Below are 17,100 nucleotides of genomic sequence, written 5' to 3'. Positions count from 1 at the left end.
AAACTGTTGAACAAAAGTTAACTCCCGATTGTTATATTTGTCATTATCTAATAAAATATATAAACTTAAATCCTTAATAATATGGCTTTTGAATTACCTGCGTTACCGTACGCAACAGATGCATTAGAACCGCATATCGATAAACAAACTATGGAAATCCACCATGGTAAACATCACCAGGCTTACGTTACCAACCTAAATAAAGCTTTAGAAGGCAAACCAGAAGCTGGTCAGAGCATAGAAGAAATCGTTAAAAATATATCCAAGTTTCCTGCTCCGGTAAGAAACAATGGCGGTGGTCACTACAATCACTCCTTGTTTTGGGAAGTTATCGGCCCAAATAAAGGCGGTGAGCCTACCGGCGAACTGGCCACAGCTATCAACGATGCATTTGGTTCATTTGCAGACTTCAAAACTAAATTTGCAGAAGCAGGCGCTACACGTTTTGGTTCGGGCTGGGCTTGGTTGAGCGTAAGTGCCGATAAAAAACTGATAGTTTCTTCTACACCAAATCAGGACAATCCTTTAATGGATATCGCTGAAGTTAAAGGGACTCCAATCCTTGGTATGGACGTTTGGGAGCACGCTTACTACCTGAAATATCAAAACAGACGGCCGGATTATATTGCAGCTTTCTGGAATGTAGTAAATTGGGACGCTGTAGCAGCCAAGTTCAAAAAAGGATAATCGGCTTTAAATATTTAAAAGAGGCTGCGTCAATAGAATGATAAGTCTCTTTTTTTATGTGCCTTACTGCCGCTTTTTAAGCACGATTTCTGTCATTAATGGAAGGTGGTCTGAATGGTGGACCTCAGTTCCTACCCAACTCGTTATCACCTTCTTTACATTTTCTTTAGTCACTAAAATATAATCAATTCTTTTTGTGGCTTTTTCATCGGGGAAGGTCAACATATCCGTTCCTTCAAGACCAATATTGGCATAATGCGCTTCCAGCTGTAAAAGCTCTTCCTGACCAGGCTCCACATTCAGATCGCCCGTTAATATAGCCGGGAGCCCTCTTTTCAGATATGCGATGGTTTCCAAAGACTGCGTAATCCTGGTGGGCTGGTCTAAGGCGAAGTGTACCGTCGAAAAAACGATTGCTTTCTTACCTGGCAGGATTACTTTAGCAGACAACAAGGCTAGTGATTTCTTCTCTTGCCCCTTAGACAGGGAGGTGATTCGGTCATTTCTGACCTCCGATATGGGATATTTAGACAGGATTCCCAGGCCATACGCGCCTCCCTCATAGGCAAAATGCCTGACAAAGGCATATTGCATACCGGTTATCTCGCCGAGCTTTTTCATCTGGTCTACCTTTCCTGACCGGTTACACATGCTGTCTACTTCCTGTAGCCCTACCAAATCTACACCTGATTCTTTAATAAAGCGGCCAATTTCAGCTAAAGTATTTACCTCCTGCTTATTTGCACCATGATGAATGTTGTAGCTCATGATCTGAATTTTCTGAGCCAGTAGAGGGTGCTCAATAAACAGGGTCAATAGCAGCATGCATAAGATATATGTTTTCATAATGCAAATAAAACTACTTCTTTTTAATTTATATATTAGGCAATACCAAATATTGCCAACATTGAAAATATTATCTTACCTGGCAGCAGGTACTTTTCTTACTTTGCCGGCACTAGCTCAAAATACAGATCAACCTAAGAAGTTGAATGAAGTCATCATCAACAGCATTTCCCGGCAGGGCCATCAGACGGGCGGACATTTTCTACTACTATATCGTTGAGCTTTTAAAACTGTTTTTTCGGTTTAATATGCACTTCGGGGGATTCGCGTCAGGTGTATACCTGCTGCGGTGCTTGTTCGCAAAAAGTACCTTGATTTGCGAAGGAAGTATCGGGAAGGAGCGAAGGGTTACCTATTCCCAATTTTTGTATTAAGTTCAACTGCGCCAAAGTAATGAGGCACGGGAACTTCTTGGCCATAGAAGCTTTATATAATTGAATGATAGAAAACTTAAAAGCACTACATCATGAAGAGAAGTATAATAGCTATAGCTGCTGCTGTTGCAGTAATGTTATATGGCTGCAACAACGAAAAATCCGCAGATTATCAGGAAAGTGAACAGGTAGCCAATGCCTCGTTGGAAACCGGTGATACCACTGTTACTGAGAAAATAATTAAAACCGCAGAAATTCGGTTTCGGGTGAAGAATGCGCGACAAACCAAAAAGGAAATTAGTGATCAGTTAAAGAAGTTGGGAGGAAAACTTGTTGAGTCTGATATGCAGAGCAATATTCAAAAATCTGAAAAAGTAAAGTATAGCGCAGATTCCTTGCTAGAGATTACCGCCTATAAAACCGAGGGAAAGATTATTGCGAAAGTACCATCAGCGATGTTGGATGAGTTTACGGATTTTGTTGCGGAGAAAGCATATTTCGTAGACTACCAATCGCTTAAGTTCGATGACAGTAGCGTCTCTTATTTAGGAAATAAAATTAAGGCCGATAACAGGGTGGCTGCAATCAACAGCCTGAACAAACAAGCCAACAAAAAAAGCGGGAATGTAGAAACTTCTCTATACATCAAAGATGACTACGTCGATCAGAAAATCAAAAATCTGCTTATTGATGAACAAGTAAAGTTTAGTACCATAACATTGAATTTCTATCAAGATAATACAATCTCAAGGCTAGTTGTGGGCAATGACAATTTATATGATTATCGCCCTGGTTTTTTTCAAAGGATGGGATTGAACTTTGTGACAGGTTGGACGATTTTTCAGGAAATGATCCTGATAGCTGTAAACTTATGGATGTTGATTCTGGTTGCTGCACTTATCTATTTCGGTATCGTATACTATAGGAAACATCGACGCTTGCTGAGCGGAAGAGGGATGGTTTAGGGTTTAACTTAAAAAAAACGACTTTTATGCAGGTGAGTCTGTTGTTGAGATGGCATCGCAAAATGCGATACCATCTCAACAATCTTTAGGAGGCGCTCTGGAGTTAATATCTCTTGAGTTTACCAGAAATTCCGACCTCATATTCTTTGCGGTCAATTATCTTGCTTATTTTTGGATATGGCTGAGTTAAAGATTAAATATTCTAATGAAGATTATACGTTGCTGGAAAATGGGCAGATCGGAATAGCAGATTTTTTAAATAAAGTGCTGCCAATTGTGCCTGAGGACATTCTTAATCCTGATAACGACTTGATTAACCTATTGCTGTCTTATCATTCAGATGACGGCGGTGCAGTTACTGTCACCAAGGCAGAACTTGGGCAGGTAGTTTACGATTTGAGTAAAAAGACGGGAAAAATTACTTTTAAGTATCATCTGGCTTATCATTACGCCTGCTCATACAGTGAAAAGGATTACGAAAAAAATGATAAAGTGGACTTTTCAATAGATACTATGACCAACACTGTTGTTCTAACTTTCCTGGATGTAAATACGAGGTCTACTGCAGAAGAGTTTTAATTTCTGTGGTTATTGATGAACTGATTGTCAAATCCCTACTATATCTTTCTTTTTCTTCTGTTTCATGCTTTTCGGAATGATGGCAAGGATTTCTTCCTTTAGTGCATTGAGCATGCGTCTTTTGATGAAGTTTTTATGGGTGATCAGACTGATCTCCCGCACAGGTTCCGGGGATTTGAAATACCTCACTTTGCTCAATTGCTTATTGCTCAATTCTTCCAGTGCCAGTTCGGGCAATAAAGTCGCGCCATTGTTCATGTCCACCATACGGATCAAAGTCTCCACACTTCCGGTGTTATAGGTCAATCCCTGCAAGCGGTTTTGTTTGGTGGAGCGGCAGATGTTCAGTACCTGCGAGCGCATGCAATGACCCTCATTCAGCAACCAGATGTTTTCGTCTTCCAGGTCATCTGCATCTATTGTTTTCTTTTTATAAAGCTTACTGTTTTTGCTGATATAGGTCACAAAGTTCTCATAATAAAGCGGAATTTCATTTATCGCATTGTCTCCAAGCGGTGTGGCCAATATCCCGCAATCCAGTACACCGGTTTTTAAGTGGTGCAGGATGTCTTCTGTAGTATATTCCCATATGAGTAGCTTCAGGCCCGGATATTTTTCCATCATGGCTGCAATTACTTTTGGCAAAAGGTAGGGGGCGATAGTAGGGATAATGCCCACTTTTATTTCTCCTGCCACATCCTGCTGCTGACTGCTGATGATCTCTTTGATTTTTTGACTTTCCTGTAGCACCAGCCTTGCTTGTTCGATGATCTGAGAGCCAATCTCTGTAGGAATAATTGGCTGTTTACTGCGGTCAAAGAGCTTTACATTCAGCGTTTCTTCTAGTTTCTGCACCTGCATGCTTAGCGTAGGCTGGGTTACAAAGCATTTTTCTGCTGCCCCTACAAAACTTCTGTAAGTATCTACTGCTACTATGTATTCAAGTTGGACTAAGGTCATATAGTTAAAATTGATTTACTTTAACAAATATATCAATTTTAACTATGTTTCGATAAAAAGTCCTGATAAGCTAATTTTATGCCTTCTTCAAGTGCTATTTTATGGTTCCAGCCAAGGCTGTGCAACCTGCTCACATCCATTAATTTTCTTGGTGTGCCATCCGGTTTTGAACTGTCGAAATTAAGTGTTCCTTCGAATCCAACTACTTTTTTGATCAGCAGGGCCAGCTCTTTTATGGTCAGGTCTTTGCCTGTTCCTATGTTGACAAAGCCAGGCTCATCATAATTTTGCATTAGGAAATAGCAGGCGTCGGCCAGGTCATCTGCAAAAAGAAATTCGCGCATGGGACTGCCAGATCCCCATATCGTTACTTCCTGCTGTCCATTTGCTTTTGCTTCATGAAATTTGCGGATCAGCGCGGGTAATACATGCGAGTTTTGCGGATGGTAGTTGTCATTATAACCATACAGATTGGTGGGCATTACCGATATAAAATTGCAGTCATACTGCGCGCGGTAAGCATCGGCCATTTTAATCCCCGCAATTTTGGCGATGGCATATGGTTCGTTTGTTTCCTCCAACAAACCGGTAAGCAGGTATTCTTCCTTTAACGGTTGCGGAGCAAGCTTTGGATAGATGCAGCTGGAGCCTAGAAACATCAGCTTTTTAACACCCGTTTTATACGCTTCGTGGATGACGTTGTTTTGGATGCAAAGATTTTCATACAGGAAATCGGCCCTGTAGGTATTGTTGGCAACAATGCCCCCTACCTTGGCTGCTGCAAGGAAAACGTATTCCGGTTGCGCTGCTTCAAAAAAAGCAGTGACGGATTGTTGATCGCGCAAGTCCAGTTCGGCAGAAGTTCTGGTGATGAGATTGGAATAACCTTCGGTAAGCAATTTACGGTAAATGGCCGAACCGACCATGCCACGATGACCGGCTACATATATTTTTGCGTTTTTTTCCATTGAATATTGATCTAATACAAAAATAAGAAATCTCTTTCGTTATTTGATGTTATACCGTCATGCCAGACTTGATCCGGCATCCCGTCCATATTAAATGGTCTTTCCAATTCCGTATCCTGAACCCGAAGAAGCTGTTAAGCAAATTAAATTCAGGATGACGGGGGTGTTCTAAATCACAATCTACTAAGTTTTATATATTTGTATTTTATATTAAAATTAGCGGTGGGTAAAGATAAGTTAAGAAAATTCGCAGAGATAGATACGTTTCCTAATGTATACCAGCTTGATGAAGGCAAAGCCTTGAAAGGAAAGTGGGCAGAGGAACATTTTAAAAACAACAATCCGGTGGTGCTGGAACTGGCTTGCGGAAAAGGAGAATATTCGGTAGGACTGGCCAAGCTGTTCCCTGGAAAGAATTTTGTAGGGGTGGACTTAAAGGGCAACAGGATCTGGCGCGGCGCGCGAACTGGTATGGATGAAAAGATTGCCAACCTGGCATTTTTAAGGATACAGATCGAAGACATTGTTGAGTACTTTGGGGAAAATGAGATTGATGAAATATGGATTACTTTTCCTGATCCCCAGCCCCAGGAAAGCCGTGAGAAAAAAAGACTGACCTATCCTGGATTCCTGAATAAATACAAAACTTTTTTAAAGCCTGGTGGTTATGTAAACCTGAAAACAGATAACGATGGATTATATGCGTTCACAGTTGAAACGGTAAAGGAACTAGGCCTGACCTGCCATAAAAAAACAGAGCAGTTGTATAAATCTGAGTTTGCGGATAGTGTGCTTTCTATCAAGACGCATTATGAAAGAATTTATCTGAAGCATGATAAAAATATAAACTATATTCAGTTTTCCTTATAAACACCGCCTATGAAATTGGACCAATCTTTTTATGACATGGTATTTGACCTGGTAAGGCTGATTCCAAAAGGACGGGTTACTTCGTATGGCGCCATTGCCCGTAGTATTGGTGCCGGTGGCTCGGCCCGTATGGTGGGCTATGCGATGAACCATGCACATCTGGCGCATCCGGCTATACCTGCTCACAGGGTAGTCAACAGCACGGGCCTGCTCACCGGGAAGTTTCATTTTGCCACGCCAGACCTGATGCAGGAGTTACTGGAGCAGGAAGGGGTTTTAGTTAAGGATGATAAGGTCCAGAATTTCAAACAGCATTTCTGGGACCCGATGGATGAGCTATAACTCTAATGCCCCTTATTTTTTCATATCGTTATAAGCCGAGACAAATGCCCTGATGAGCTTGGCATCAAAAGATTCAGTGGCTTTTATGCGCTCTGCCAGGTCTTCGTCATTGGCCAGTTTCTGGAGCAGCACATTTTTGATATGTTGATTTTTACTGTCTGAATTCCCACCCCCTATAGGGATCTCCAGCATTGGGCCTGTACCAAATTTCTCAATAAAATAAGCCGTGGGCCTGACCTGTGCCGATTTATTTTCATCATTGTCAGACCGGCCTCCGCCAATGGTGATGCCTACACCTCCGCCTACACCCCCTAATCCTCCGGTACCACCGCCGATCCCAAAGCTGGGCCTTACCTTAGCACGCTTAGGTTTTGGCTGATCCGGGGCAGTATTGCCGCCTATCGTATAAAGGTTTACAGCTCCATGTTCGATGAGTTTGAAAAACCGGTGCTCCATTTTCTTTTTTACCACAATGGGTTTGCTCACATAGGTTTCTCCGTTCCATAAAAACTCTTTAATGTCTTTAGCTTTATAGAGTGCCACCACATCGTCTTCCTGCTTGATGGCTACGCTGGCATAATCAGTTCCACGGATGGTTCCGCGAATGAAATTTCCCTCACTGATGACCACGATATCCTGCGCAGTGGCCGGAAATAATGTTAATGAAAGGGTCACAATGACGGCAAAGGTTTTAAACAACTTCATACAGCTAAGTAACGAAAATCAGCGGAGTATTGTTACCTTTATCGTAGTAACAAAATTATAGACTGATATAAATACCAATGAAAAAACTCTTCCTTCTAGACGGCATGGCGCTCATTTACCGGGCTCATTTTGCGCTGAGCAAAAACCCAAGGTTTACTTCTACGGGGGTAAATACTTCAGCAGTGATGGGCTTTACAAATACCCTCCTGGAAGTACTAAAGAAAGAAAAACCCAGTCATATCGCAGTAGTATTTGATACGGAAGCGCCTACCGAAAGACATATAGATTTTGAGGCTTACAAGGCCCACAGGCAGGCAATGCCAGAAGACCTTTCGGCTGCTTTACCCTACATATTTAAGTTGATTGAAGGGTTTAAGATCCCAGTGATCACGAAGGATGGCTTTGAAGCGGATGACATCATCGGGACGATGGCCAAAGAAGCGGAAAGGCAAGGTTTTACGGTCTATTGTATGACGCCGGATAAGGATTTCGCACAATTGGTATCAGATAATATTTTTATCTATAAGCCTGCCCGGATGGGTAATGAGATGGAGATCATGGGTGTCCCTGAAGTATTGGCCAAATGGGAGATAGACAATGTACTGCAGGTGATCGACATCCTGGGACTATGGGGTGATGCAGTAGACAATATCCCTGGTATTCCGGGTATTGGCGAGAAAACGGCAAAATCACTGATCAAACAATACGGCTCTGTAGAAAATATCATCGCAAACTCGCATGAGCTGAAAGGTAAACAGCGAGAGAATGTAGAGCTGTATGCGCAACAGGGAATGGTCTCGAAGAAACTGGCTACCATCATTTTGAATGTGCCGGTAGAGTTTGACGAGAAGGCCCTGGAACTGGAAGAGCCGAGCAGAGAACTGCTGGAACCCTTGTTTGCGGAACTGGAATTCAGGACCATTGGTAAACGTGTGTTTGGTGATGATTTTAGTGTAAATGAAGGGAAGTTTGCTGCATCTCAACAAATGGATATGTTTGGAAACGTTACTGAACAGGAGAATAAATCAAAGGTTTTTGTGGTAACAGAGGAATATATTGAAGAGGTAAGGCAGGCCAAAACGATAGAGAACACTGAACACAATTATAAATTAATAGATACACCTGAATTGCGCCGCGAACTGATCGCATTGCTGCTGCAACAGGACAGTATTTCTTTTGACACCGAGACGACCGGAACTGACGCCAACATGGCGGAACTGGTAGGTCTTTCCTTTAGCATAAAGCCTGGTGAGGGTTATTATATTCCGCTTTCAGCAGATCCTGCACTGGCGCAGCCCATCATCGATGAGTTTAGACCGGTATGGGAGAACGAAGCGATCAACAAGATCGGTCAGAACATCAAATACGATATGCTGATACTGAAATGGTACGGTGTGACCATAAAGGGCAAACTATTTGACACCATGCTGGCGCATTATTTAATTGATCCGGATACGCGTCATGGTATGGACGTGCTTTCAGAAAACTATTTGAACTACTCCCCCATTTCGATTACTTCATTGATCGGGCCAAAAGGGAAAAACCAGGGCAATATGCGTGATTTACCGGTAGATAAAGTGGTAGACTATGCGGCCGAGGATGCTGACATCACCCTGCAACTGGCCCATGTGTTCGCGCCGATGCTGAAGGAGCTAAATGCCGAGCAACTGGCCACAGATGTTGAAAACCCATTGATCTATGTACTGGCTGATATTGAGAAGGAAGGGGTGCGCATAGACATGGATACCCTGATCAATTACTCTAAAGAACTGGAGCTGGATATCAGAAAGTTTGAACAGAATGTATATGATAAATGCGGGGTTAAGTTTAACCTGGCATCACCAAAGCAGCTTGGAGAGGTACTGTTTGATAAGTTGTGCCTGGATCCTAAAGCAAAGAAAACCAAGACCGGACAGTACCAGACAGGAGAGGATGTATTGCTGGCCCTGTCTCACAAAAGTGATGTGGTAAAGGATATTTTAGAGTTCCGTCAGTTGCAGAAATTAAAGTCTACTTATGTTGACGCGCTTCCTCAGATGGTGAATCCTAAAACAGGCCGTGTGCATACCAGCTATAATCAGGCTGTTGCCGCTACAGGCCGACTGAGTTCCAATAATCCAAACCTGCAGAACATCCCGATCCGCACCGAAAGGGGACGCGAAGTGCGTAAGGCTTTTATTGCCAGAGATCAAAACCACATATTGTTATCTGCAGATTATTCACAGATAGAACTGCGGATCATTGCGGATATCAGCAAGGAAGAAAACATGCTGGATGCGTTCAATAAGGGCATAGATATTCATACCGCAACGGCGGCCAGGGTGTATGGAATAACGATCGAAGAGGTAGATACTACACAACGGCGCAATGCCAAGGCCGTAAACTTTGGCATCATCTACGGGCAGTCGGCCTTTGGCCTGGCGCAGAACCTAGGCATTTCGAGAAAAGAGGCAGCTGATATCATTGAACAATATTTTGCCCAGTATCCCGGTATTAAGCGTTATATGACAGATACGATGAACTTTGCCCGTGAAAATGGTTTTGTAGAAACTATATTAGGCAGAAGAAGGTATCTGCGCGACATTAACTCGGCCAACCAAACGGTACGCGGTTTTGCAGAGCGAAATGCGATCAATGCACCGATACAGGGTTCAGCGGCAGACATGATCAAGGTGGCTATGATCAATATTCATAAAGATATCCAGGAGCAGGGTCTGCAATCGAAAATGACCATGCAGGTACATGATGAGTTGGTCTTTGATGTGCTGAAGACTGAGGTCGATGCCATGAAAGCAATTATTTCACACCGAATGAAGACAGCGATTAAGACTACTGTGCCTATTGAAGTAGAAATAGGAGAGGGTGAAAACTGGCTGGCTGCACATTAATTGTACTGCATAGAAAAAAATGGTTTTACTATTCGCCGACTCAAAATCTTAAGCCCTGAAGGAGGGCAAAGATTTTACATGTCGTCTCACAGTAAAACCATTTTTTTTGCAACACGCCTAAAGGAAGTATGCGTTCTATGAAAGGCATGTAAAAGCTTTGCGCGCTTCTTCAGCGTGCCTAAGATTTTGAGCCTTTGAATAGTAATGCTTACTTTCTTTAGTATGCGTTAAAAGTGCCACCTTTCACAATTTAAAGCTCAATGGTTTCCCCAATGACGGGTAATAATAAGGTCTTGTTTTCTCTTTTGAATTTGGCAACAGCTTCCTCGGTATCGATCTGAATAGGCGGGAACGTATTGTAATGCACACCAATCACTTTGTCGCATTCCAGGTATTTTGTAGCGATCAATGCATCATCTACATCCATGGTGTAATGCCCGCCTATAGGAAGGATTGCATAATCCAATTTGTGCAGATCAGCCAAAAGCTTCATTTCTAAGGTGAGTGCGGTGTCACCGGCAAAGTAAATGGTTTTGCCTTCCAGCTCCAGGACAAAACCCGCAGGATTTCCTCCATAACTCTCGTCAGGGTTTGCACTGCTGTGTACAGCCCAGACGGTGCGGAGTACGCCAAAATCAAGTTTGGCCTTCCCGAAGTTGATATCAATGACATTTTTAACACCTTGTTTGCTAATCCATGCCGCTACTTCTACAATGGCAATTACCTGTGCATTGGTAGTGTTGGCAATTGCCACCAAGTCCGCAACGTGATCGCTGTGGCCGTGACTTACCAGGATATAATCGGCTTCGATGGTCTTGATGTCGATATCCTTTGCCAGTGGGTTGTGTGTAATGAAAGGATCGAATAAAAATTTTTTGCCATCGGCCTCCAATAGGAAGCAGGATTGGCCATAGTAAGTATATTTCATAAAAGGGATTAATTTCCGAACAGTCCTCCCATTCCTCCTAACATATCCTTTGCCATGGACTGCATTTCAGCCGCATTTACCTGATCCGCCTGTACAAGGGCTTTATTTATTGCTGTGAGCAACAGCTCTTCCAGTTCTTCTTTTTCGGCATTCTGATGTAATTCATCATCAATATCAATGGCGGTGATTACTTTGTTGGCCGTTGCCGTAATGCGGATCTTACCACCCTCTACTTCACCATATACAGAAATAGCATCCAAACGTTTTTTTACCTCATCGGCCTTTTGCTGTGCGGCCATTAATTTATCTAACATAATACAGGGTATTTAGTAATTAAGCTTTAATTAGTTAAACGAATTTAGCAGAAATTAGTTTAGAATATTCATTCCAATAACATATTCATTCGCTACGTGGTTATTTTATCCTTGGTTTGGCAGCTCTGTCATATTGTGCGGGCCATCTTACATCTTCGCCCAATTCTGTTGCGGCATGGAGCGGAAAGTAGGGATCTCTTAGTGACTGGCGGGCAAAAAAAACCAGGTCTGCTTTTTGTTCCTTAAGGATTTCTTCAGCCTGTGCGGCTTCGGTGATCAGGCCAACTGCGGAGGTCCGAATACCCGTTTGCTGTTTGATTGCCTCAGCAAATTCTACCTGATAGCCCGGAAATAATGGGATCTGCTGATGTGCGGCCAATCCGCCACTGGAGCAGTCTATAAGGTCAACACCAAGGGTCTTCAGGATACCAGCCAGGATTATGGATTCTTCGGCCGTCCAGCCCCCTTCGGCCCAGTCCGTTGCCGAGAGACGAACAAACAGCGGGTTTTCTTCCGGCCATTCCTTTTGTACTTCCGCAATGACTTCCAGTAATAGTCTGGTCCTGTTTTCAAAGCTGCCGCCATATTGGTCAGTTCGCTTATTGCTCAATGGCGACAGGAATTGATGCAGCAGGTAACCATGAGCAGCGTGGATCTCAATAACTTTAAACCCTGCTGCCAATGCTCTTTGTGCAGCAGCCTTAAAGTCTGCTTTTACCTTTTCTATGCCATCGTCCGTCAGCGCAAAAGGTGCATCATCCCCCTGATAAAAAGGAATGGCGCTCGGGCCAAGCGTTTTCCATCCGCCGTTTGCTTCGGTAACCTGCTTGCCGCCTTTCCAGGGAGATAGCGTACTTGCCTTTCTTCCTGCATGCGCCAGCTGTATGCCCGCAATGGCACCATGCTCATGTAGGAAGCCGGTGATCCTGCTTAGCATGGGAATATGGTCGTTGCTCCAGATGCCAAGATCGTCGGCACTGATCCTCCCTTCTGGAGAAATAGCGCTTGCCTCCAGGATGATTAGTCCGGCACCACCTACTGCCCGGCTACCCAGGTGTACCAGGTGCCAGTCGCTGGCAAAACCTTCTTCTGATGAATATTGGCACATTGGAGAAACCACAATCCTGTTTCTAAACGTAACGTTCTTTATGCTGAGGGGAGAAAATAATAGTGACATATCTTAATGTTTTATGCAAATAAACAACAGTTCTTTTGCTTTGTTCGGATATCAGTATAATCAAAACATAGCTTTGACAAGCCAGTCCCTCAGCAATCTGAAAAGGTCCTCAAATTCGGTTAGTGGCAGCGTCTTCGCAATATCATTTACATCATGGTACGCATCGATACCGCCTTGTGTATAAATGAAAAAAGCCGGGACACCTTTTTCTGCAAAGAAATAGTGATCGCTATTGGCCGCTTTGCCCCTGGAGTTTATTTTGCTAAGGTATTTTTTTTCGTCGTTGACCTTATTAAGCAAGGCAAATTCCTTTGGATGCTCTGTAGCATTAACCACGGTAATGCCTTTTTCACCAGTGCCCACCATGTCTACATTGACGAGAAAACGAATGGCCTTTAAAGGCAGGAGTGGGTTTTCGGTAAAATACTTAGAACCTACAAGGCCGGCTTCTTCTGCCGCGAAACAGATAAAAGCGATGCTATAGGGCTGCGGGTTGGCGGCATAGTATTTTGCCAGGCCCAGGAGGAAAGCAATTCCACTGGCATTGTCGTTGGCCCCAGGAAAATAAGTGTCGCTGCCCATACCTCCCAGGTGGTCGTAATGCGCAGTGATCAATATCACCGAGTCCGGATTTCTGGTTCCCTTTACTATTCCACAAATGTTGGCAGTTTCAAAATTCTGCACAAAGGAGTTTTGAATGTTGATGCTGATTTGTTCAGGTTTTCCAGAAATGGCCATTTTGAGTAATTCGATGCCCGTATAGTTTTCCTGAAGCTGAGCTACCGACCAGGTGAGCTTATCTTTGAGCACTACAACTACACGTTGAGCCGAATCAATAAAGGTGATGCTGTCTTTTTGCTCCAGTTTTCCGGTGCTGCTTTGTCCCAGGCTTTCAGGCAATACGATAAAATCTTTTCCCGGTATAAGAGATTTTCCGTTTACAGCGACTTCCATTTTTCCTGGAAAGGTATTTACTGAAAATGAGAAGGGCTGCTTGTAAGCCTTCCCATTCATGGGGTTCAAACCATAGGCTTTAAATTCGTTAACAATGAAATCAGCAGCCTTGATCATTCCATTGTTGGTATAGCCACGTCCCCATAGGGTTTTGGAAGTAAGGGTGTCTACCACCTTCTTCGCATATGGCAGATCCTGAGCTGCTAAATGCCCGGTAAGGAGCATCAAAGAGAGGATAAAATAGATTTTCATTAATTGTCTTTGTGTGTTTAGTCATAAACTTACAGAAAATTTGAAATACAATGCATGTAAAGTCACGGTCATCGCATATTAATTTTTTGTAAAAAAATGCGCAACTTATTGCACAACTCAATATTTATTTAAACCTTTGCGCCTCAACACATTCTAAAGAACAATTATATACAGAAAATGATCAAACACGCAACGCATAAACTTTCTATTGTAGAGGCAAAGAATATTGCTTCCAGGAGTCTGTTTATTGAACGTTTACAACCCGTGTTTTTTGTGACTACGAACCGGCAAAACTATACACCGCGGATCTGAGTAAAGCCCTAATTCAGCGCATTTACGAAGAGGATTGCCTCTCAAAAAACAATTAATCAGAACATTTATTTTTTTTCGTTAACCTATTAATGAATATAAACGATTTTATAGTGCAGGTTGCACTTCCTGAACATCGTGTCTTTGCAGAAGAGATCTGTGATGAAATGGCAGAATCTGCTAAAGCACGAGGTACGGGTATCGCAAAACGCTCTCCCGAATATGTAGCCGGTAAAATGGCTGACGGTAAATCGGTGATTGCATTTCATAAAGACGGCTCATGGGCGGGGTTTTGTTATATAGAAACCTGGTCGCACGGACAGTTTGTGGCCAATTCTGGGCTTATTGTGAGTCCAAAATACAGAAAAGCCGGACTGGCCCATGCCATTAAAGAGAAGATCTTTGAACTCTCCAGACAAAAATATCCTAAGGCAAAGATCTTTGGCCTCACCACAGGACTGGCCGTTATGAAGATCAATTCTGACCTGGGCTATGAACCGGTCACCTATTCTGAACTGACTCAGGACGAGGAATTCTGGAAAGGCTGTCAGAGTTGCGTGAACTTCGAAATATTGAAGATGAAGGAGCGCAAGAACTGCATGTGTACCGCTATGCTGTATGATCCGGTAGTACAAAAGCACGATGCTGCAAAGAAATTTGCTGAAGAGCTGCACAAAAACCCGACGCTGTACGAGCGTTTTATGAGTATCAAGCAAAAGCTGGTGCTTAAGTCAAAAACCCCCAATAAGAAGGGCTTGAAATCCCTGCTTTTATTATTATTTACTGTTTTATTTAAATAGCTGTTATATAAGATGAAGAAGAAAGTTGTTTTAGCGTTTAGCGGAGGTCTTGATACCTCATTTTGCTGTATTTATCTGGCCCAGGACCGCGGACTTGAGGTGCATTCTGTAATTGTAAATACAGGTGGTTTTTCTGATGAAGAACTACAGGAAATAGAAAAGCGTGCTTATTCTCTGGGTGTTGTTTCTCATGCGGTAGTGGATGAGACTACCAATTATTATGACAGCTGTATTAAATACCTGATATATGGCAATGTCCTTAAAAACTCAACTTATCCGCTTTCTGTAAGTGCAGAGCGTGTAAGCCAGGCTACGGCAATTGCCAATTACGTTAAAAAGATTGGTGCTGATTATGTGGCACACGGAAGTACAGGGGCAGGCAATGATCAGGTACGTTTCGACATGATCTTTAACATCATCATTCCAGGAGTAGAGATCATTACACCGATCAGGGATTTGAAATTATCCCGCGAAGCGGAAATCGAATATTTGGCCGAACGTGGCGTAGTGTACAGCGCTGAAAAAGCAAGGTACTCGATCAATAAAGGACTGTGGGGAACATCAGTAGGCGGTAAGGAAACCCTTACTTCTCATGAAACCCTTCCTGAAGAAGCCTGGCCTACGCAGATCACAGAGACACAACCGCGCAAGCTGGAACTGAGCTTTGAAAAAGGCGAACTGGTAGCCATTGACGGGGAAACCTTTGAACCGGTAAGGGCCATTCAAAAGCTTCAGGCCATTGCACAGCCTTATGGCATAGGAAGGGACATCCATGTGGGCGATACCATTATCGGAATTAAAGGCCGTGTGGGTTTTGAAGCTGCTGCACCAATGGTGATCATCAAAGCGCACCATACACTGGAAAAACATACCCTGACCAAATGGCAACTGAGCTGGAAAGAACAGCTGTCGTCGTTTTATGGTAACTGGCTGCACGAAGGTCAGTTTCACGATCCGATTATGCGCAACATTGAAGCATTCCTGACGGATACCCAGAAGGTTGTCAGCGGAAAAGTATTTGTAGAGTTGTTGCCTTATCGTTTCAATATTATTGGTATCGAATCAGCGCATGATCTGATGAGCAATAAATTTGGCAGTTACGGTGAGATGAACAATGCCTGGAGTGGTGAAGATGTAAAAGGCTTCTCCAAGATTTTTGGCAACCAGGTAATGATCTGGCACAAAGTGAACGGCGATGAAGATTAAAGCAGGAATAGTAGGCGGTGCCGGCTATACTGGCGGGGAAATGCTTAGGCTGCTGGTAAACCATCCATCGGTAGACGTTGTATTTGTACATAGCAACAGCAATGCAGGCAATCTGATCTCTGATGTGCATACAGATCTTTTTGGCGATACAGAACTACGTTTTACAGAGGCACTATCATCAGAAATAGACGTATTATTTCTGTGTGTAGGACATGGTGATGCAAAGAAATTTCTGGATGCAAACCCTGTTGCCAAAGGCATAAAGATCATAGACCTGAGCCAGGACTTCAGATTAAGAGCCAATGCTGGAACGGACTGGGTTTACGGCCTTCCCGAACTGAACCGTGAAAAGATAAAAACAGCTGATTTTGTGGCCAATCCGGGATGTTTTGCTACTTGTATTCAGTTGGCACTATTGCCCCTCGCGGCTAAGGGTTTGCTGAAAAGTGAAGTACACATCAACGCTACTACCGGATCTACAGGCGCAGGACAGAGTTTGTCTGCTACTTCTCATTTTAGCTGGAGAAACAATAACCTGTCTGTCTATAAAGCATTTGGTCATCAGCACCTGGGTGAGATCGGCGAAAGCCTGCAGCAATTGGATGCGGAATTCGACCAGCAAATGAACTTTATTCCGCAGCGTGGTGATTTTACCAGGGGGATACTTACCGCTGTTTATGTAGAAAGTGACCTTACGGAGGCGGAAGCACAGGAGTTATTTGAAAATTATTATGCGGGTCATGTATTTACGCATGTGAGCAAAAAGAACATAGATCTCAAACAAGTGGTGAATACGAATAAAGGGCTGGTGCATGTAGAAAAGCATGGCAGCAAGCTGTTTATAGTAAGTATCATTGATAATTTGTTAAAAGGTGCCAGCGGACACGCGGTACAAAATATGAATTTAATGTTTGGACTGGAAGAAAGTGCAGGGCTGCGGCTTAAGGCCCAGGCATTTTAAGCCGGGCCCAATATG

At 43.2% G+C, this 17,100-nt stretch carries 18 protein-coding genes; 10 read left to right on the top strand and 8 right to left on the bottom strand.

The genetic code is table 11. The features are described from left to right. The first annotated feature begins 81 nt into the window (after nt 1-81). Nucleotides 82-687: a superoxide dismutase gene (locus tag EZ437_RS03130; protein WP_131593145.1), complete on the top strand. Its 606-nt coding sequence runs from the start codon at nt 82-84 to the stop codon at nt 685-687. A 63-nt stretch (nt 688-750) separates the two neighbouring features. Here EZ437_RS03130 and EZ437_RS03125 read toward each other — a convergent pair whose 3' ends face one another. Beyond that, nucleotides 751-1,533 (bottom strand): endonuclease/exonuclease/phosphatase family protein, encoded by a 783-nt coding sequence (locus EZ437_RS03125; RefSeq protein ID WP_131593142.1) that lies wholly within the window; start codon nt 1,531-1,533, stop codon nt 751-753. 61 nt (nt 1,534-1,594) lie between these two features. Here EZ437_RS03125 and EZ437_RS21500 point away from each other — a divergent pair, with 61 nt between their 5' ends. From EZ437_RS21500 to EZ437_RS03115, 3 genes are all read left to right on the top strand, one after another. Then, the gene (locus EZ437_RS21500) at nt 1,595-1,753 is read left to right on the top strand and encodes a hypothetical protein (protein WP_165500329.1); all 159 of its coding nucleotides are present in this window, start codon (nt 1,595-1,597) and stop codon (nt 1,751-1,753) included. Between the two features lie 246 nt (nt 1,754-1,999). After that, a complete protein-coding gene (locus EZ437_RS03120) occupies nt 2,000-2,872 on the top strand; it encodes a DUF4349 domain-containing protein (RefSeq protein ID WP_225869480.1) in 873 nt (290 codons plus the stop codon). A 177-nt stretch (nt 2,873-3,049) separates the two neighbouring features. Further along, nucleotides 3,050-3,451 carry a hypothetical protein gene (locus EZ437_RS03115; RefSeq protein ID WP_131593140.1) on the top strand — a complete coding sequence of 134 codons (402 nt, stop codon included), beginning with the start codon at nt 3,050-3,052 and terminating at the stop codon, nt 3,449-3,451. A gap of 27 nt (nt 3,452-3,478) precedes the next feature. Here EZ437_RS03115 and EZ437_RS03110 read toward each other — a convergent pair whose 3' ends face one another. Beyond that, nucleotides 3,479-4,411 carry a hydrogen peroxide-inducible genes activator gene (locus EZ437_RS03110; protein WP_131593138.1) on the bottom strand — a complete coding sequence of 311 codons (933 nt, stop codon included), beginning with the start codon at nt 4,409-4,411 and terminating at the stop codon, nt 3,479-3,481. 38 nt (nt 4,412-4,449) lie between these two features. Next, the gene (gene fcl / locus EZ437_RS03105; RefSeq protein WP_131593136.1) at nt 4,450-5,379 is read right to left on the bottom strand and encodes a GDP-L-fucose synthase; all 930 of its coding nucleotides are present in this window, start codon (nt 5,377-5,379) and stop codon (nt 4,450-4,452) included. Nucleotides 5,380-5,601: 222 nt separating this feature from the next. On the opposite strand from fcl, the gene trmB reads away from it, so the two are divergent. Beyond that, a complete protein-coding gene (gene trmB / locus EZ437_RS03100) occupies nt 5,602-6,249 on the top strand; it encodes a tRNA (guanosine(46)-N7)-methyltransferase TrmB (protein ID WP_131595126.1) in 648 nt (215 codons plus the stop codon). A 15-nt stretch (nt 6,250-6,264) separates the two neighbouring features. Beyond that, a complete protein-coding gene (locus EZ437_RS03095; protein ID WP_131595124.1) occupies nt 6,265-6,591 on the top strand; it encodes an MGMT family protein in 327 nt (108 codons plus the stop codon). A gap of 12 nt (nt 6,592-6,603) precedes the next feature. On the opposite strand, the gene EZ437_RS03090 is transcribed toward EZ437_RS03095, so the two are convergent. Next, nucleotides 6,604-7,296, bottom strand: coding sequence for a hypothetical protein (locus tag EZ437_RS03090; RefSeq protein ID WP_131593134.1), 693 nt, complete (start codon nt 7,294-7,296; stop codon nt 6,604-6,606). Nucleotides 7,297-7,373: 77 nt separating this feature from the next. Between EZ437_RS03090 and polA the strand changes: the two genes are divergently transcribed. Then, nucleotides 7,374-10,184 carry a DNA polymerase I gene (gene polA / locus EZ437_RS03085; protein ID WP_131593132.1) on the top strand — a complete coding sequence of 937 codons (2,811 nt, stop codon included), beginning with the start codon at nt 7,374-7,376 and terminating at the stop codon, nt 10,182-10,184. 250 nt (nt 10,185-10,434) lie between these two features. Here polA and EZ437_RS03080 read toward each other — a convergent pair whose 3' ends face one another. From EZ437_RS03080 to EZ437_RS03065, 4 genes are all read right to left on the bottom strand, one after another. Continuing rightward, nucleotides 10,435-11,112, bottom strand: a complete 678-nt coding sequence (locus EZ437_RS03080) for a metal-dependent hydrolase (protein WP_131593131.1) — start codon at nt 11,110-11,112, stop codon at nt 10,435-10,437. Between the two features lie 8 nt (nt 11,113-11,120). Further along, a complete protein-coding gene (locus EZ437_RS03075; RefSeq protein WP_131593129.1) occupies nt 11,121-11,426 on the bottom strand; it encodes a YbaB/EbfC family nucleoid-associated protein in 306 nt (101 codons plus the stop codon). Nucleotides 11,427-11,526: 100 nt separating this feature from the next. Next, nucleotides 11,527-12,603: an NADPH dehydrogenase NamA gene (gene namA / locus EZ437_RS03070; protein WP_131593127.1), complete on the bottom strand. Its 1,077-nt coding sequence runs from the start codon at nt 12,601-12,603 to the stop codon at nt 11,527-11,529. A gap of 60 nt (nt 12,604-12,663) precedes the next feature. After that, nucleotides 12,664-13,809, bottom strand: a complete 1,146-nt coding sequence (locus EZ437_RS03065) for a M28 family metallopeptidase (protein ID WP_131593125.1) — start codon at nt 13,807-13,809, stop codon at nt 12,664-12,666. Nucleotides 13,810-14,210: 401 nt separating this feature from the next. Here EZ437_RS03065 and EZ437_RS03060 point away from each other — a divergent pair, with 401 nt between their 5' ends. Genes EZ437_RS03060 through argC form a run of 3 tightly spaced genes read left to right on the top strand, consistent with a single transcriptional unit; the run spans nt 14,211 to nt 17,085 of the window. Continuing rightward, complete coding sequence (locus tag EZ437_RS03060) at nt 14,211-14,918, top strand: GNAT family N-acetyltransferase (RefSeq protein WP_131593123.1); 708 nt, start codon at nt 14,211-14,213, stop codon at nt 14,916-14,918. 12 nt (nt 14,919-14,930) lie between these two features. Next, nucleotides 14,931-16,124, top strand: coding sequence for an argininosuccinate synthase (argG, locus tag EZ437_RS03055; protein WP_131593121.1), 1,194 nt, complete (start codon nt 14,931-14,933; stop codon nt 16,122-16,124). Next, nucleotides 16,114-17,085, top strand: a complete 972-nt coding sequence (gene argC / locus EZ437_RS03050) for an N-acetyl-gamma-glutamyl-phosphate reductase (RefSeq protein WP_131593119.1) — start codon at nt 16,114-16,116, stop codon at nt 17,083-17,085. The genes argG and argC overlap by 11 nt, the downstream gene beginning before the upstream one ends. Nucleotides 17,086-17,100: the final 15 nt, after the last annotated feature.

It is taken from the genome of Pedobacter psychroterrae (genome assembly GCF_004331695.1).
Taxonomy (GTDB): Bacteria; Bacteroidota; Bacteroidia; order Sphingobacteriales; family Sphingobacteriaceae; genus Pedobacter; species Pedobacter psychroterrae.
Note: the sequence above shows the minus strand (reverse complement) of the source record. Positions and strands in the feature narration are given on the sequence as shown.